General features: G+C 47.0%; 14 protein-coding genes. 6 read left to right on the forward strand and 8 right to left on the reverse strand.

Going from position 1 to position 18,206, the window contains the following annotated elements; genetic code table 11:
• Window positions 1-6 precede the first annotated feature (6 nt).
• The 3 genes from galK to galE all read right to left on the reverse strand — a co-directional run bounded on the left by galK (window position 7) and on the right by galE (window position 3,536).
• A complete protein-coding gene (gene galK / locus L1076_RS08390; RefSeq protein WP_237303505.1) occupies window positions 7-1,167 on the reverse strand; it encodes a galactokinase in 1,161 nt (386 codons plus the stop codon).
• 201 nt (window positions 1,168-1,368) lie between these two features.
• Window positions 1,369-2,421, reverse strand: a complete 1,053-nt coding sequence (locus L1076_RS08395) for a UDP-glucose--hexose-1-phosphate uridylyltransferase (RefSeq protein WP_102388463.1) — start codon at window positions 2,419-2,421, stop codon at window positions 1,369-1,371.
• A gap of 95 nt (window positions 2,422-2,516) precedes the next feature.
• Window positions 2,517-3,536: a UDP-glucose 4-epimerase GalE gene (gene galE, locus L1076_RS08400; RefSeq protein ID WP_063344834.1), complete on the reverse strand. Its 1,020-nt coding sequence runs from the start codon at window positions 3,534-3,536 to the stop codon at window positions 2,517-2,519.
• 456 nt (window positions 3,537-3,992) lie between these two features.
• Between galE and mrdA the strand changes: the two genes are divergently transcribed.
• From mrdA to L1076_RS08425, 5 genes are all read left to right on the forward strand, one after another.
• Entirely contained in the window at window positions 3,993-5,891 is a 1,899-nt protein-coding gene (mrdA, locus tag L1076_RS08405; RefSeq protein WP_038879032.1) for a penicillin-binding protein 2, read from the forward strand.
• Window positions 5,892-6,132: 241 nt separating this feature from the next.
• Window positions 6,133-7,119 carry a transcriptional regulator EbgR gene (gene ebgR / locus L1076_RS08410; RefSeq protein WP_237303506.1) on the forward strand — a complete coding sequence of 329 codons (987 nt, stop codon included), beginning with the start codon at window positions 6,133-6,135 and terminating at the stop codon, window positions 7,117-7,119.
• 342 nt (window positions 7,120-7,461) lie between these two features.
• The gene (gene ebgA, locus L1076_RS08415; RefSeq protein WP_237303507.1) at window positions 7,462-10,560 is read left to right on the forward strand and encodes a beta-galactosidase subunit alpha; all 3,099 of its coding nucleotides are present in this window, start codon (window positions 7,462-7,464) and stop codon (window positions 10,558-10,560) included.
• Between the two features lie 3 nt (window positions 10,561-10,563).
• A complete protein-coding gene (locus L1076_RS08420) occupies window positions 10,564-11,013 on the forward strand; it encodes a beta-galactosidase subunit beta (RefSeq protein WP_237303508.1) in 450 nt (149 codons plus the stop codon).
• Window positions 11,014-11,216: 203 nt separating this feature from the next.
• Window positions 11,217-12,659 carry an amino acid permease gene (locus L1076_RS08425; protein WP_237303509.1) on the forward strand — a complete coding sequence of 481 codons (1,443 nt, stop codon included), beginning with the start codon at window positions 11,217-11,219 and terminating at the stop codon, window positions 12,657-12,659.
• A 52-nt stretch (window positions 12,660-12,711) separates the two neighbouring features.
• Here the strand turns inward: L1076_RS08425 and L1076_RS08430 are convergent, their stop codons facing one another.
• Window positions 12,712-13,629 (reverse strand): LysR family transcriptional regulator, encoded by a 918-nt coding sequence (locus tag L1076_RS08430; RefSeq protein WP_042603897.1) that lies wholly within the window; start codon window positions 13,627-13,629, stop codon window positions 12,712-12,714.
• Between the two features lie 114 nt (window positions 13,630-13,743).
• Here L1076_RS08430 and chrA point away from each other — a divergent pair, with 114 nt between their 5' ends.
• Entirely contained in the window at window positions 13,744-14,883 is a 1,140-nt protein-coding gene (chrA, locus tag L1076_RS08435) for a chromate efflux transporter (protein WP_237303510.1), read from the forward strand.
• A gap of 106 nt (window positions 14,884-14,989) precedes the next feature.
• On the opposite strand, the gene L1076_RS08440 is transcribed toward chrA, so the two are convergent.
• Genes L1076_RS08440 through L1076_RS08455 form a run of 4 tightly spaced genes read right to left on the reverse strand, consistent with a single transcriptional unit; the run spans window position 14,990 to window position 18,199 of the window.
• Entirely contained in the window at window positions 14,990-15,673 is a 684-nt protein-coding gene (locus tag L1076_RS08440) for an OmpA family protein (RefSeq protein WP_104037341.1), read from the reverse strand.
• 5 nt (window positions 15,674-15,678) lie between these two features.
• Window positions 15,679-17,187, reverse strand: a complete 1,509-nt coding sequence (locus tag L1076_RS08445; RefSeq protein WP_045405539.1) for a pilus assembly protein — start codon at window positions 17,185-17,187, stop codon at window positions 15,679-15,681.
• A 2-nt stretch (window positions 17,188-17,189) separates the two neighbouring features.
• The gene (tadF, locus tag L1076_RS08450; RefSeq protein WP_038865953.1) at window positions 17,190-17,714 is read right to left on the reverse strand and encodes a tight adherence pilus pseudopilin TadF; all 525 of its coding nucleotides are present in this window, start codon (window positions 17,712-17,714) and stop codon (window positions 17,190-17,192) included.
• Window positions 17,714-18,199: a TadE/TadG family type IV pilus assembly protein gene (locus tag L1076_RS08455; RefSeq protein WP_038865950.1), complete on the reverse strand. Its 486-nt coding sequence runs from the start codon at window positions 18,197-18,199 to the stop codon at window positions 17,714-17,716. Before L1076_RS08455 ends, tadF begins: the two co-directional genes overlap by 1 nt.
• Window positions 18,200-18,206: the final 7 nt, after the last annotated feature.

An 18,206-nucleotide genomic window follows, 5' to 3' on the forward strand; every position in this document is an offset into this window, starting at 1 on the left:
AGCCTCTTAAAGTACTTCGACTAAACCAGCGCCATTTTTCGCTTGGCACACGTAGATGGATTCTTTTAGGCCCGTTGCTGCTTGGTACTTCGCTTCTACCGTTGCTTTCACTTCGTCAACCAATGCTGGCGGTACCATTGCAACGATACAACCACCAAAGCCACCGCCCGTCATGCGCACGCCGCCTTGCTCGCCAATCACTTCTTTCACCATCTCAACTAACGTATCGATTTCTTTGACTGTGATTTCGAAATCATCACGCATGGACGCATGAGACTCAGCCATCAGTTCACCCATACGCTTAATGTCGTGTGCGCGAAGTGCTTGTGCTGCTTCTACCGTGCGGTCGTTTTCTGTGATGACGTGACGAGCACGTTTTGCGACTATTTCATCTAGCTCAGAGACTTTCTCGTTGAACTGTTCAATGGTCACATCACGCAGTGCTTTTACACCGAAGATGCGCGCGGCTTCTTCACACTGCTCACGACGCGTGTTGTATTCGCTGTCGACCAAGCCACGTTTTTTGTTTGAGTTGATGATCACCACGGCCATGTCTTCAGGCATCGATACAGCTTCAGTTTCTAGACTACGGCAGTCCAATAGCATAGCGTGGTTTGCACGGCCTTCTGCCGAAATCATTTGGTCCATAATGCCGCAGTTACAACCGACGAATTCGTTCTCTGCTTGCTGCCCATTTAGTGCGATTTCCGCTTGGCTGATTTCTAGATTGAACAACACTTTGAACGTTTGACCGATCACGACTTCCAACGCTGCAGACGAGCTTAAACCCGCACCTTGAGGGACGTTACCGCTAACAGAAATATCCGCACCAGAGAATTGGTAACCACGAGCAAGTAGACACTTCACCACACCGCGAATGTAGTTCGCCCACATTTTGTCTTGTTGGAAGGTGATTTCTTGCGTGATGTCGAACTCATCCACGGCGTTGCCGTAATCCACAGAAACCACGCGCACTAAGTTGTCTTCACGCTTCGCTGCCGCCACAACGGTTTGGTAGTTGATCGCACATGGCAGTACAAAACCGTCGTTGTAATCAGTGTGCTCACCAATCAGGTTTACACGACCAGGCGCTTGAATAATATGACTTGGGGCGTAACCCAGCACTTGTTCAAAAGAGGTTTTCACATTTTGGATTAGATCAGACATAGGGACGTTCTCTTAAATTATAAATTTGGTATTGGTGTAACCAGCGTTAAGTCCTGATTTCCAGTTTCGTATTCACTCGGTCTAATCCTCCCCCTTAATAAGGGGGAGTTAGAGGGGGTTAGCCCTCCCCTCCCGAATAAAAGGGAATTTGACCGAGCTTTAGGTAAAACCAGCGATAACTCCGGCTATTCATTAATTGGTTTATTGCTCTTTGTAATGCACATCGCTTAAGTCACGCAGACGCTGCGCCGCTTGTTCTGCGGTTAGGTCGCGTTGGCTTTCTGCCAGCATTTCATAACCAACCATGAACTTACGAACCGTTGCACTACGCAGCAGTGGCGGGTAGAACAACGCATGCAGTTGCCAATGGTCGATATCGGTACCTTCTTCAAAGAACGGCGCGTAATGCCAGCCCATTGAGTAAGGGAAAGAGCATTGGAATAGGTTGTCGTAACGGCTGGTTAGCTTTTTGATTGCAACCGCAAGATCATCGCGTTGCTCATCGGTTAGCTCACTCATTCGACGAATGTGCGTTTTAGGAAGTAGCATGGTTTCGAATGGCCACGCCGCCCAGTAAGGAACAACAGCAAGCCAGTGTTCGGTCTCAACCACGGTACGTGAACCGTCTTTAAGTTCAGCTTGCACGTAATCCACTAGCAAGTTGCTACCATGCTCTTGGTAGTACGCTTTTAAGTTGTGTTCTTTGCGTTCGATTTCGTTTGGCAAGAAGCTGTTTGCCCAGATTTGACCGTGCGGGTGAGGCTGAGAACAACCCATGGTCTCGCCCTTGTTCTCGAATGCTTGCACCCAAACGTAGTCTTTCCCCAACTCTTCGATTTGATCATTCCACGTGTCAATCACGCCACGAATTTTGTCGACCGGTAGCTCAGGCAAGGTTTTGCTGTGATCAGGCGAGAAACAAATCACTCGGCTCAAACCGCGCACACCTTGTGTTTTGAACAGTGGGTTATCTGACTCAGGAGCATCTGGAGAGTCCACCATCAGTGCTGCAAAGTCATTTTGGAACACGTACGTGCCTTGGTAATCTGGGTTTACATCACCAGAAATACGCTCGTTGGTTGGGCAAAGGAAACACTTCTCGTCGTAGCTTGGTAGCTCATCAATCGCAGGTTTCTCATCAGCACCACTCCATGGGCGTTTTGCACGATGCGGTGACACCAAAATCCACTGACCCGTTAGTGGGTTGTAACGACGGTGTGGGTGATCCACTGGGTTAAATTCAACATTCGACATCTTACTTACTCAACTTTTAGAATTTCTTTCATCTGCATTCCCCAATGAAATTGGAGTTGCAGCTAGGCGGTCAATCAACAACGCTGCAGCATCAATTACGCAGGGGAATAGCCTTGCGGGTTATTTGACTGCCACTTCCACGTATCTGCCGTCATTTCCGCAACACTGCGCGTCGCTTTCCAACCAAGGTCTCGCTCCGCTTTATCTGTACTTGCCCAGCATTCTGCGATGTCACCCGGACGACGAGGACAAAGCTCGTAAGGCACTGGATGGCCGCAAGCCGTTGCGAACGCTTCTACCATTTCAAGCACGCTAGAGCCTTTGCCCGTGCCTAGGTTGTAAATGTGCAAACCGGCTTTTTCACCTACCGATTTCAGCGCTGCGATGTGGCCATCAGCCAAGTCCATCACGTGGATGTAATCACGCACGCCTGTGCCATCCGGCGTTAGGTAGTCATTGCCAAATACCGACAGTTTTTCGCGGCGGCCTACTGCCACTTGCGCGATAAACGGCATCAAGTTGTTTGGGATGCCCTGAGGGTCTTCACCCATAGTGCCTGATGGATGCGCACCAACAGGGTTGAAGTAGCGCAGCAAAGTCACGCTCCAATCGTTTTCTGCATTGAACAAATCGCTCAAGCACTCTTCCACCATGTACTTGCTGCGACCGTATGGGTTAGTGGTAGCCCCCGTTGGAGAGTCTTCCGTAATCGGCACAATGTCAGGATCGCCGTAAACCGTTGCCGATGAGCTAAATACAATGCTTTTCACGCCCGCTTTACGCATGCTGCGCGCCAACACCAATGAGCCATTCACATTGTTGTCGTAGTATTCCAATGGTTTCGCGACAGATTCGCCCACCGCTTTCAGGCCAGCAAAGTGAATCACAGCTTGAATGTCATGCTTGGCAAATACTGAGTCCAAAAAGGCTTCATCGCGAATGTCGCCTTGGTAGAAAGCCGGTTGCTTACCGGTTAGCGCTTCAATGCGGCTTAACACTTCCACTTTGGCATTACACAAGTTGTCGACAATGATTGGCTCCATACCTGCTTCAATCATCTGGACACATGTGTGACTGCCGATGTACCCCATACCGCCTGTGACAAGAACTTTCACTTTTGCTTCTCCACTTTTGCTGCTCGATGCTTGGAAATTGGTTGAGCCTGCTCACCAAGCAAATTCGCTTATCTCTTAACTGGCTAAAAGTCTACCAATCAAAACCGATCCAGATCCGTGATCAAACTCAAAATAGTGTAAACGTTTCCACAAAATTACATCACGATTTAAAATCAATAAAAATAAAGGAAACTGAGTTAGAGCAGAAAAATGGTAAAGATTTATGACACTTACATGTATAAACGTTTACACAATGTAAGAAAAACACGGTAATTCACGCAGACCAGAAAGATGATTTTCCGCAATCGATACCTGACATTGCTCTTACAAAGCAAGAGATAAAGCCCGCTACAGTAGCCTCGCCCCAAATGTAACCTTTTGTAACAAGACTCAAATCTGCGTCTTTTTCCTTTTATCGGGGCATGCTGAGAACAAAAACAAATCTGAAGGGCCCTCATGCTACGCAAGCGAAACGAATTTCGAGATCATAATCAAGAAGTAAGGTTATTTAAAAACCGTGCCGTCGTTGCCTTTCTCGGCATGGTTATTTTGCTGGGAGGATTGGTCGCGAACCTCTACAACTTGCAAGTTAATCATTTCAAAGATTACCAAACTCGCTCTAATGACAATCGCATTAAGATTCTTCCTATCGCGCCCACTCGCGGTCTTATCTATGACCGCAATGGCGTTTTGATTGCTGAAAACCGCCCAGTTTACAACCTCGATATGATCCCTGAGCAAGCAGGCGACCCCGATGCTTTGCTTGAGAAACTCGCTCATTACATCGACATCACACCAGAACAAATTGAGTCATTCAAAAAACGCTACAAGCACACTCGCCGTTTTCGTTCTGTCACCATTTTGAACGAACTCAACGACAAACAAGTTGCGCGTTTTTCGGTGCATCAACATGAATTTGATGGTGTATTTGTAACTGCAGATCTTAAACGTTACTACCCTTACGGGAAGGAATTAACACACGTTCTAGGCTATGTTTCTCATATTAATGACCGCGATCTACGACGCTTAGACAAAGAAGGCAAAGCACAAAACTACCAAGCGACTCAGAACATCGGAAAACTAGGCGTGGAGCGTTACTACGAAGACATTTTGCATGGCACCAAAGGCTATGAAGAAGTAGAAGTAAACAGTCGCGGGCGCGTGATTCGTACCATTAAGTACGTGCCGCCAATTGCAGGGAAAGACATCGTTTTAAACCTCGATATCGAACTACAAGAGTATGTTTATCAGCAACTGGATAATCGTCAGGGCAGCGCTGTTGTACTCGATCCAAGAGATAATAGCGTCCTTGCGATGGCATCTAGCCCAAGTTATGACCCAAACCCATTTGTGAACGGCATTTCCAGCAAAGCCTACAGCGCATTGTTGAACGATCCAGCCCACCCGCTCGTAAACCGAACCACGCTAGGTGTCTATCCACCCGCTTCAACCGTCAAACCCTTTATGGCAGTCGCTGGGCTTGAAGAACATGTGATCACGCCAAGTACGGTGCGTAACGATCACGGTTCTTGGCGTATTCCAGGTTCAAAACCGAATTCAAAAGCTTGGCGAGATTGGAAACGTTGGGGTCACGGCAACGTGGATGTTACCAAGGCAATCGAGGAATCGGTTGACTCGTTCTTCTACCAAACCGCATTTGATTTGGGTATTGACCGCATCTCTAAATGGATGAACAAATTCGGCTTCGGATTGCCGACAGGCATTGATATCTATGAAGAGAGCAGTGCCAACATGCCGACACGAGAATGGAAAATTGCCCGTCACCGTACGCCTTGGTATCAAGGGGATACCGTTCCGATTGGGATCGGACAAGGTTACTGGACAGCCACTCCGATGCAAATCGCCAAAGCCACTTCATTCCTTATCAATCATGGCGAGATGAAAGCACCACATCTGCTAAGAGCGGTGATTGAGCACGGCGAAGATTTTGAAAACCAAGTCGAAGTCGCACCGAAAGATCTACCACCAATTGAAGGTGTGCCAGATAAATACTGGGACATTCCAATCAATGCGATGCGCTTGGTAAACAATGGCGCACATGGCTCTGGTCGTCGCGCATTTAAAGGCGCGGAATACAGCAGTGGTGGCAAATCCGGTACCGCCCAGGTATTTGGCCTGCGCAAAGACGAGGTCTATAACTCGAAAAAGCTCGCGAACCACCTGCTTGACCACGCGTTGTTCACTGCGTTTGCTCCGTATGACCATCCAAAATACGTGGCGACAGTGGTTATTGAGCACGGTAACGGTGGTTCAAAAGTCGGGGCACCGTTCATTCGCCATGTATTTGACCACTTGCTTGTCGAACCAGATAAAACCAAAGGTAAAAAGTCTTAGGTTTAACCTTACCGCCCTACCACTCGTGTTAAGTGGTAATGATAAATAACAAAGCCCGAACGGATTGTCCTAGCCGTTCGGGCTTTTGTTTGCTTAAAAATTCCGCTTCTCGCGGTGATCGCTTCATTTCACTCCTCGCACAGTTTTACTAAAAATTTGTGCATCCATAAGTAGCTGTTTACAATGGTGGGATTATTGCTTATCTCACTGGGACAGTGAGCTTTGCCAACGGGAAGTGAACATGGCAACACTAAAAGATATCGCTACAGAAGCGGGCGTCTCACTTGCAACCGTATCACGCGTGTTGAATGACGATCCGACTCTGAGCGTAAAAGAAGAAACCAAACACCGCATCTTAGAAATTGCTGAAAAGTTGGAATACCGCACCAGCAGTTCAAAAAAGGCTACGAAAGAGGCCAAACTAAAACATCACTTTTTAGCCTTGTACAATTACAAGCAAGAAGCAGAAGTGAATGATCCTTACTATTTATCCATTCGCCACGGGATTGAAACCCAATGTGATAGATTGGGCATTACGCTAACCAATTGCTACAACAGCGAAATTGACGTCGAAACACAAAAGATCACCGGCATCCTTTTGGTTGGTAAAACCGATAAAGCGATCATCAATAAACTACCTAAGCGCCTCGCAGACAGCATTTGTTATATCGACTTCTCAGACAGCGAAAGCATGTACGACAGCGTTGATATCGATCTTGCTCGCATCAGTAAGCAAGTCGTCGACTTCTTCGTCGAACAAGGTTACCAGCGCATTGGTTTCATTGGTGGACAAGACGAACCAAACGCCGCGGACATTCGCGAAAACGCGTTTGTGGAATACGGCAACCTAAAAGGTGTCGTGTCAGAGAATGACATTTACCGCGGCGATTTTTCTAGCCTATCGGGTTACGACTTAGCCAGAGCGATGTTGGCAAAAGGCGATTTTCCGACAGCACTCTTTATCGCATCAGACTCGATTGCGATTGGGGTTTTACGTGCCATCCATGAATTCGGTTTGAACATTCCACAAGACATTGCTCTGATCAGTGTGAATGACATTCCAACCGCGCGCTTTACCTTCCCACCGCTTTCTACCGTGCGAATTCACTCAGAGATGATGGGCATACAAGGGGTAAACTTATTGGTAGAAAAATACCGCGATGGTCGTGCGCTGCCATTGCAAGTCCACGTACCAAGCAAACTCAAGCTGCGCGGCACGACTAAGTAGTTATCCCTCTTTATTCTTATTTTATAAAGCACTGAATCCTCAGTGCTTTTTTTATTTCTCTCATCTAAATTCCCGTCATTTTTTACTCATTTCACCCAGAAAATAAGCTTGGGATGCTATTCCTTTATGCTGATCACATCTTGCTCACCAATCACGTATTAAAACGTGATCAAGTTAAAGTTAAACGTTTTCACTAATTTATTTTAGTAAAACTTTTACTAATATCTTTCCCAGATAACTAATAAGCCTTTTCACAATACATCGGCTGCATTTCTTTTGGGCAGATTCGACGCTGACGATACCGCGTCGAAATGACCAAGCTAAGCCGAGGGGAGAACAAACGTGAACAACTGGGAAAACTTCCTTCACCTACATGAGAACCGTATGGCACCACGTGCTTACTTCTTCTCATACGATTCAGTTAAAAACGCACAAACGTTCCAACGCGAGCTGAGCAGCCGCTTTAAACTGCTGAGTGGTCAATGGACATTTAACTATTTCACTAACCCGCTTTTGGTGCCTGAAGCGTTTTACTCTCAAAAAATGGAAGATTGGGGACGCATTACCGTTCCGAATATGTGGCAAATGGAAGGCCACGGTGACCTTCAATACACTGACGAAGGTTTCCCATTCCCTATCGACGTACCGTTTGTCCCAACCGACAACCCAACTGGCGCATACCAACGCACTTTCACGCTTGGCCAGCAATGGGACAACAAACAAACCATCATCAAATTTGATGGCGTTGAAACTTACTTCGAAGTTTACGTAAACGGTCATTACGTTGGCTTTAGCAAAGGCAGTCGCTTAACTGCCGAGTTCGACATTTCTTCTTACGTTCAACAAGGCGAGAACTTATTGTCTGTGCGCGTCATGCAATGGGCAGATTCGACTTACATTGAAGACCAAGATATGTGGTGGACGGCGGGTATCTTCCGTGATGTTTACCTTGTCGGAAAAGAGCACGTTCACGTCCAAGATCTGACGGTTCGTACTGATTTCGCCGACGATTACCAAAGTACCACTTTAAGCTGCCAAGTTGAGCTAGAAAACCTGTCTACTACGGCTGTATCTGGTTACATGCTGGAATACGCACTACAAGACAAAGGTAAAGTGATTGCCAGTGGTCAATGTGATGCACTGACTATCCAAGACAACAGCCAAACAAGCTTTGCCATTGATGTAGTGAACCCAACCCATTGGACAGCGGAAAATCCATACCTATACCAACTGTTCATCACACTGAAAGATGCACAAGGTAATTTAGTTGAGGTTATCCCGCAGCGAGTGGGCTTCCGCGACATCAAAGTGCGTGATGGTCTGTTCTACATCAACAACCAATACGTAATGCTGCACGGTGTGAACCGCCACGACAACGACCACCTAAAAGGTCGTGCAGTCGGCATGGAGCGCATCGAGAAAGATCTGATTTTGATGAAGCAACACAACATCAACTCAGTTCGCACCGCGCACTACCCTAACGACCCACGCTTCTACGAACTGTGTGACATTTACGGCTTGTTCGTAATGGCAGAAACCGACGTAGAAACCCACGGCTTCGCGAACGTTGGCGATCTCAGCCGCATCACCAACGACGCTGCATGGGAAAGTGTGTTTGTAGACCGCGCAGAACGCCACGTTCACGCCCAAAAGAACCACCCTTCCATCATCATGTGGTCACTAGGTAACGAGTCCGGTTACGGCTGCAACATCCGCGCAATGTACGACGCAACCAAAGCGATTGATGACACCCGCTTGGTGCATTACGAAGAAGACCGTGATGCAGAAGTTGTCGACGTGATTTCTACCATGTACTCACGTGCGCAGCTCATGAATCACTTTGGTGAGCACCCACACGAGAAACCACGCATCATTTGTGAATACGCACACGCGATGGGTAATGGCCCTGGCGGTCTAACGGAATACCAAAACGTGTTCTATACGCACGACCACATTCAAGGTCACTACGTATGGGAATGGTGTGATCACGGCGTATTAGCACGTGATGAAAACGGCCAAGAATTTTACAAATACGGCGGTGATTACGGCGATTACCCGAATAACTACAACTTCTGTATGGATGGTTTGATTTACCCAGACCAAACACCTGGACCGGGCTTGAAAGAGTACAAACAAGTCATCGCTCCAGTGAAAATTCAAGCAGTAGAAGGCAAGACAAACACCTTCACCGTAGAGAACAAATTGTGGTTTACCAACCTTGATGATTACACCATCACAGCAGATGTCCGAGCGGAAGGTGAAACGCTGCGCAGCGTGCAGTTTAAGGTCGAAGAACTTGCAGCAAACAGCGCTCGTGAAATCACAATTAACCTGCCAGAACTGGACGAACGCGAGGCCTTTATTAACTTCACCGTGCGTAAAGACAGCCGCACTTTGTACAGCGAAGCAAACCACGATATCGCGGTGTACCAATTCCAACTGAAAGAGAACACAACAAGCGAAGCCGAATTTGTTAGCCACAATGCACAAGCGTTAGTCACCACAGAAAGCCGCTTAGAGCACGTGATTGAAGGTCACAACTTCGCGCTGACCTTCTCTAAAGTCAACGGCAAGCTGACCTCTTGGCGCGTCAATGGTGAAGAGCTGATTCAGTCAGAACCTAGACTGAACTTCTTCAAGCCAATGATTGATAACCACAAACAAGAATACGAAGGTTTGTGGCACCCAGCGCACTTACAAATCATGCAAGAGCACTTCCGCACACTACAAGTCGAAGCAATGGATGAATCGGTTTCGATTACGACCACCAGCATCATTGCGCCACCGGTGTTCGACTTTGGCATGCGCTGTACCTACCGCTACCAAATCAACGCACAAGGTCATTTGAATGTGGAACTGAGCGGAGAGCGCTATGGCGATTACCCGCACGTTATCCCTGTAATTGGCTTGGATTTGGGCATCAATGGCAACTTTGACCAAGTGAGTTACTACGGTCGTGGCCCTGAAGAAAACTACCAAGACAGCCGCCAAGCGAACTTGATTGATGTTTACCACAGCACGGTAGCCGACATGTTTGAGAACTACCCGTACCCACAAAACAACGGCAACCGCCAACACGTTCGTTGGGCGTCACTGACGAATCGCCACGGCACGGGGTTGTTGGTGAAACCACAGCAAGAAATCAACTTCAGCGCTTGGTTCTACACCAACCAAAACCTGCACGAAGCGCAACACACCATTGAGCTAGAAAAGAGCGGCTACATCACGCTCAACCTTGACCATCAAGTGATGGGACTGGGCTCAAACTCATGGGGCAGCGAAGTGCTTGATTCATATCGCGTGTACATGGATGAATTCCGCTATGGCCTAACGCTGATGCCACTTCAAGCAGGCGATTGCAGTGCACAAGCCATGGCAAACCATGATTTCGACAATGTGTTCTTCACTCAATCCAATACTCAAACAGCAAACGAGGCGTAATCCATGATCGTGTTAGACAACTTAGAACAATTCAAAGTCGTGTACCGCGACGGTCGTAAATGGAACCGCTGCGTGGAAGCAATTGAGAACATCGCCAACATCAAAGACGGCGTGATGTATTCGATTGGTGACTCTCTGGTTTACATGATTGAAGACGGCACAAAACTAACCGAACTGTTTGAAGGGAACCGCCGCTACTTCGACGTGCATTACTACCTAGAAGGTCGCGAAACAGTGGAGTTCGCCGACAAATCCGATTTACGCCTAGAGCAAGCATACCAAGATGAAACTGACCGCGAATTTCTCTCCGGTCAAGGTGAGACTCGTGAGCTTTGCGAAGGCCAAGTGGCAATTTTTGATAACGATAAAGCGTACCGCTTCCACGGTGACAACCGAGTAAGAAAAGTGGTGCTCAAAGTGACCATCGAAGATGGCTATTTCCTAAATAAATAACGGCTTACAGGCAAGGCCAGACAACGCGTCTGGCCTAACAACAAAATAATTAAATAAACCCAAAGTAATTCAGATCACAGATCAGTTGTAGACCTCAGCAACCCAACGCGATTACAAATAGTATTCGCCCAAGGATGATAAAACGGTCAATAGCACTATCACTGAGTTACGAAGGGAATTGACGTGATTCATCGGAGGACTCTATGTCTGAATCTATGCGCGGCACCATTGGCAAATTCGCCTTGCTGTCGATGACATTTGCGGCGGTATTTAACGTCCGTAACATCGTGAACAACAACATTGAACTTGGCCTTAGCTCTGCCCCTATCTTCCTTTTCGCGACGATCGTTTACTTCATTCCATTTGTATTCATCATTGCTGAGTTCGTTTCGGCGAACAAAAACTCTGAGTCAGGCATGTACGACTGGCTTAAACAAGCGCTTGGTTCTAAAGCGGCTTACCTAGGTTCGTTCCTCTACTGGTTCGTGAACCTATTTTGGTTTGTGTCTCTGCTACCAAACGTGATTGCTTACGCGTCTTACGCGATGCTTGGTTACGAATACACCTTCTCACCAATGGTCACGTCGGTAATTTCGATCGTTCTGTTCGCAGCGGCGACCCACATTTCAACCAAAGGCGCATCTTGGTTAGGTAAAATTTCTGAGCTGGTTGCTTACGGTGTGTTTGCCCTATTCGGCATTTACGTTCTCGGCGCGCTAATGGCGCTGGGCGGCGACACTTACACGCCAGCAGAACCAATCACACTAGAAGCAATGAGCCCAACCATTAACTGGGCAACGTTAGGCATTATGTGTTGGATCTTCCAAGCAGCAGGCGGTGCAGAAACAGCAGCGGCGTACCTAAAAGATGTAAAAGGCGGCCAAAAAGCCTTCATAAAAGTGATCATCATGGCGGGCGTCTTGATTGGTGCGATGTACGCTATTGGCTCACTTTTGGTGAACGTGTTCGTTCCGCGTGAAGACCTAACATACGCAGGCGGCATGGTAGAAATCTTTACCGGTATGGCTCAATACTTCGACATTTCAACAGTATTGGTTGGCCGCTTCGTTGGCATCATTTTGTTCATCGCGATGTTTGGCTCAATGATGATGTGGACTGCGGCACCAGTAAAAATTCACTTCTCTGAAATTCCAAAAGGTGTATACGGCGAGAAAACCACAGAGCTAAACGAGCATGGTGTACCTGTACGTGCAGCATGGTGGCAATTCGCGTTCGTTGTGGTGATGCTGATCGTTAACGGCTTTGGTTCAGAATCCGTGCAAGACATGATGAACCAAGCGATCAACCTAACCGCAGGTACGGCGATGCTACCGCCAATCTTCATCATGGTGGCGTACTTTGTGTTCCGTCTAAAACACGATGATACACCGCGCGACTTCCGTATGGGTTCACGCAAAGTGGGCATGAGTGTGGTGTCTGTACTAATTGCAATCTTTGTGGTGAGTATGACCGCGTCGGCATTCCCAACAGGCGTTGACTTGGTACGTGCGTTCTTCATCAACGTGTTTATGACTGCCGTCTTCTCTGCTCTGGCTTGGTGGTGGATCTCTCGCTTTGAAAAGAAGCAAGCTATCAAACAACAAGCAACGCAAGAAAAGGCGCAAGAGCCAGTAACGCAAGTATAAACGACCTATAGCTCGGTTACTTAAAGGGCACCCTCGTGGTGCCCTTATAAGATCAATTACCTGTAATCAATTCTGCCACCAGCTGACGCAGCCAAATCCCTTTATCCTCGTTGTTACGGCTGGTATGCCACAACATCGCGATATCAAAATCCGCTACCGCAATCGGCGGCTGGACGCTCACCAAATCGTCCGAGAACCCTTCCGCTTGCGCCATTTTCTCCGGCACAATCGCAACCAACTCACGCTGTTTAAGCAAGTTTCGAATCGTAAGGAAGTTACGTGAAGCAACGGTGACTTTTCGGCTCAAGCCATGCTCAGCAAGCTTTTTATCTACTTGTGTGCTCAGGCTACCATCAGGACTCACGAGGGCTTGTTCAATATTGGCAAAAGCGTGAATCGACAATTGTGTTTCGCCTTTCAACACTCGCTTATCACACAGACATACGTGCTTTTCTGTGTAGAGGTACTGGCTCTCAAAGTTATCGTCGAGTACCGGCATGCTGCCGATGATGACATCTAGCTTATCGTGCTCCGTGATCGCCACGTAATTGCTGCGATTGACGTTGATAAAACTGATTTGGGCTTCTGGCGCACGCTTACGGATTTCATCATAAAGCAGTGGGGCGAAGATAAATTCGGCGTAGTCGGTTAAACCAATGCGGCACACGCCAGCGTAGTTTTCTGGTTGGAAAGCGGACTTCGTCAGTAAGTCTTTGGCAATCGAGTCCAATAAATGATGCACCGTTGGCGCAATATGATGCGCATGCTCGGTTGGGTCCATCTTATGGCCTTTCCGTTCAAACAATGGGTCATCAAACAGCACGCGCAAACGCGACAAGCTGTGGCTCATGGCAGACTGACTGACAAAGCTTTTCTCGGCCGCCAAACTCACACTTCGATAGCGATACAGATAAGAAAAGGTCACCAACAGATTTAAGTCGATATTGCGCCACTGGATGTCATCTTTCACAGAACAAACCTCATCCCATTTAATTCATAGATGAAATTAAAACTATTAATTTGAATCATCTTAGTACATTTTTTACAGTAGATGCAGTTTTATTGAAGATTTAACAGGCTCAACATGTTTACCATTTTTAAAACCTTTTTTTGGCTTGGTTGGATCAGTTTCGGTGGCCCTGCGGCGCACATCGGTTACTTCCGCCAAACGTTCGTTGAAAAGCTCAAATGGATTGATGACAGCGAATACGCACAGATCGTGGCTTTGAGCCAATTCTTACCGGGCCCTGGTTCTAGCCAAGTTGGCTTTGCTCTGGGTTACAAACGCGGAGGCTTAGGCGGCGCATGCATGGCGTTTCTTGGCTTCACACTGCCTTCCGTGATCATCATGTTGGCGTTTGCTATGGTAAGCAGCCAGATCACTGATACCGCGCTGTTCCAAAACATCGTTCACGGCTTGAAGTTACTTGCGGTCGTTGTGGTGGCGGATGCGACTTGGGGAATGTACAAAAACTTTTGCCAAAGCAAACTAACAGCCGGCTTGTGTGTGGCAACCGCGATTGCGTTATTGGTTGCACCGAGCATCGCAACTCAAATGCTGGTGCTTGTGGTAGCGGGTTTGATTGGTACTCAATATCTAAAGAAAGAATCCACAGCACCTGCCGAACCTTTTAAACCAACCATTGCACCATTGGCACTGTTCGCGGTACTTCTGATTGGTTTGCCGTTTGTGGCTCATTCCCTGCCAATGCTTGGATTGTTTAGCGACTTCTTCCAAGCAGGTAGCTTAGTGTTCGGTGGTGGTCACGTGGTACTTCCCCTACTGCAAAACATCGTTGGCGATCAATTAAGTCAAGACGCGTTCCTAACGGGCTATGCCGCAGCGCAGGCGGTACCGGGGCCAATGTTTACCTTCGCGACTTACATTGGTTACGAACTATCTGATGCACCTATCCTAGGCGCGCTAGTCGCAACCTTAGGTGTGTTCTTACCGGGCTTCTTATTGCTACTTGGCGTGCTAAAGAACTGGCAAGCGCTGGCTGGTAAACCGGCAGTGTCAGGTGCAATCAACGGCGTAAACGCATCGGTCGTTGGTTTGCTATTGGCAGCACTTTACCAACCGGTATTCAGCAGCGCTGTCGTTGCCCCAATTGACATCGCTCTTGTGATAGCTGGCTTCTACTTACATAAGAAACTTAACTTGTCGGTGCTTTGGATGATTGTGTTCTTTGTCGCAGCAGGCATCGTAACAGGCATGATGTAAGCGCATCGCTAAGACAAAGACAAAGACAAAGACAAAGACAAGAGTACAACGCCCGCTTCCAATTGGAGGCGGGCGTTTTTAATTCCATCGAATCAGTAGTTAACACCTATTCCGTTGCTGATGGTTTTTCCTGTTCATCCGCTGGAATATAAACGTCTGCTCTACGGTTTTTAGAACGACCCGAAGAGGTATTGTTGGTTGCTATCGGTTCAGATTCACCAAAAGATTTAAGCGTGGTTTTCTGTTCGCTCACCCCGTAATAATGCAGCTCACGAGCGGTGCTTTTGGCTCGATTATGACCCAAGGTTTGGTTATAGGCTTTGGTGCCAATCCAATCGGTGTGCCCTTCTACTGTTACTTGATAGTTCGTTTGAGCAAGTTGACGAGCCACATCGCTCAATACATTTCTGGCCAACGGGGTAAGGTTAAACTTGTCAAAGGCGAAGTGCACTCGCGCAATCAATTTACCTTTATCGCTGACCTCTCCGCTAAACTGAGCAATACCTAAATTGGAGATATACGTCAGGCAATCATTCGGGTTAGTGAGCAGTGATGAGTTCTTCATCAGCGCCCACTTCAGTGCGGGGTCATTACTCACATCCGTTACCTGCAAATAGCCATCACGATGCGATGCTACACCCGTCACGTCGCCAACCTGAATCGAGTGCGAGTATTCATAATATGACGTCCCACAGTATTCGGTTACTTTTGAACTGACTTCACTGGCATTCGCACTAACGGTCGTGAAACCGGCCACCAGCATCCCTGTAATTAGCATTGTTTTGGTCATATCTCTCACCCATATAGTCTCGATACACCATTACCACGAGATCCTTTCTGAATTAGTTCTTCGATTTTCTTAATGAAGTCTTCCGTCTCTGTTACATCGATGATGTCTTCATCCGGATTCAACACACAATCTTGGAAACCGCTTTGCGAAGATGCACTGAAGTTCACGCCAATGACGCCAATGTACAAATTGCCGTTCTCGGTTTGGAAGTGCTCACGCGCTTTATCGCACATACCTTTGTTTACTAAACCAGGCAAAATTTCTGTGTATGGATACTCCATACCATCACTGATTACTATCAGCATTTTAAGACGGTCATTGTATTGCTCTGTTTCTTCTTCGCTATTGCCGTTTGGACGTCCATCTTCCATGATTTGCAAGCCACGCAGCATGCCTTGATAGGCAGCGGTATTCCCACCCGAGCTCATGGTTTGTACCTTGTCGAGGTTTGTTTTGTTGGCAGTCAGTGGAATGGTATAAAAGCCCGAATGACCAGTCCGCGTCATACTGGAGTTATAAAGCTTGTTATTGTTCGACCTAAAGTGAAAGGTCAAATTGTTATTCGCGACTTTATCGTCAAACATGTGTCTAACCGATTTTGAGTAACCGACATAGTCAGGAATCTCCAAGCGATTATTATTGATATTCACCACATCTGCGACTCGCTTCGCTTGGTCTCGCTCCCAACTTTTTTTGTTTGGGCAGTCGGTGCGTTTGTTGGCACATTCCTCCACAGCTTCTTCAGAGTAAGGAGACCAATAGTCCCAATTTACCTGCTCATACTTCACTGAAGAGACGCTTTTGCGGTAGTTACCTTTGTACCTTAACTGACTGGTAGAGTAGAGGTTGTCATTGATCTTCTCTTGCACTCGCAGGTTAAATGGAATGATGGCAATACGATTCAGTACCTCACTCTCGCCTTCTCGCGGAACTAAGATACGATTTGAAATTTGCTTAACCGCATCTTTGAGGAGATCAATTTTAATTTCGCCATCCCAGCTGTTGTTCATCGACCCAGAAAAGTCAGTCACCAAAACCAGATCAATGATTTTGTCTCCTAAATAAAAAGGATATTTCGCTGCAACGGCTTGTCCAGCGAGTTTCTCTTGAGCCTCAAAAGATGGAATTAAGTTACTGGCAAACCAAGAGTTGTGAGTGGTAACCGCTTGCACGGAATACTGAATTTTTTCCGTATTATCATTGTCTTCTGTTGGCTCTTCGTACGTCCTCACCGTTTGGATATCAACATGGGAAATATCACGCACATAGTCATTGATGTACATCGTCGCCAATGCATCCGCTTGGTTCGATTTGTCGTCTATCGTAATAGCCAATGCAGCAGTTTGCGCTGCGTCTCTCAGTCGACTTGTCTCTTGGATATAACGCGTCCCCTCTACAGCGAAAAATGTCATACCAAAAACAGGCACTAAACTCAGTGCGAACCAAATTGCCGCAATCCCTTTTTGACTGCGACCTGAATGAATTGGAGCTCGTTGTTTAATAGTGAAATTCATCGTTACCTCCCCACCACAACAGAACTGGATGTGATTGTCATCGTGGATGCGCCTGAATTCCCCCAAAGCTGGGTAAACCAAGAGTTTTCTTGCTGACAAAGCGTTACTTGATACAAAGAGAAAATCACGCCATTCTCAACGGGTGCTAACTCTGACTTCGTATCTAAACCCGCAGCCTCACAGCCGAGATTTTTGTACTCGTTACTTTCAAAAGCATTTAACGTCGCCTTATTGTGCAATGCTTCAATTTTGATAGCGACGCTGCCTGGTGTCGTATCAAGTAGACGTGACGCAAGTGTCTGCATGTCCGTTTCATCACTTGCGTTTAAAGGTAATCTTTCGTCGTAATAACGACTTCGCTCTTTAAGGATATTAGCTAGCGCAAAACTCCCACGATCAAGTTGAGCACGAGCTAATAACTTGTCACTAATGTCCGTCATGAAATAAAAAATGCTGATGAGAGCAATCAAAACAAAAAACAGCTCAATCGCAAAAACACCTTTTTGTCGGGATCGTATTTTCATCATCACTCCTCCCAACCTTCATGTTCTAGGTTAATCAGTGTGCTTTTGGTAATCGGGATAACATCGTTGGAAAATACGTTCAAAATTGGCGTGTAGTTATAGGTCAACGTAATTTCAGCGATTGCATACCCTTGATCGTCTTCTCCCATCTCGGCATCAGAATAACTGGTACCTGAAATCAGATCGGCGTATGTCAAATAGTACCGACCAGACACTTCAAAGTTTTCAGCAGGAACGAGTGACGTCCATAATGCCCCTCCGTCCTTCATCGCCGAATCCAATGTTAGGTTGTAGTTATCGTAGGAGTTTCCGCCTTCAAACACCTTTGTATTTCTGACTGACTCCCTCAACGCATACTCAACCAAGTTGGTTACGTAAATTCTAAATCCCATTTCAAAAAGCATGACGAGAGCAAGAGCAAGAACCCCGGCCCCTAATGCAAATTCAACTACGGTTACGCCCTTTACCTTTCTTCGAGAATACTCCATACCGTCC

The organism is Vibrio sp. MMG023, from assembly GCF_021654215.1.
In the GTDB taxonomy this organism is placed as follows: Bacteria; Pseudomonadota; Gammaproteobacteria; order Enterobacterales; family Vibrionaceae; genus Vibrio; species Vibrio jasicida.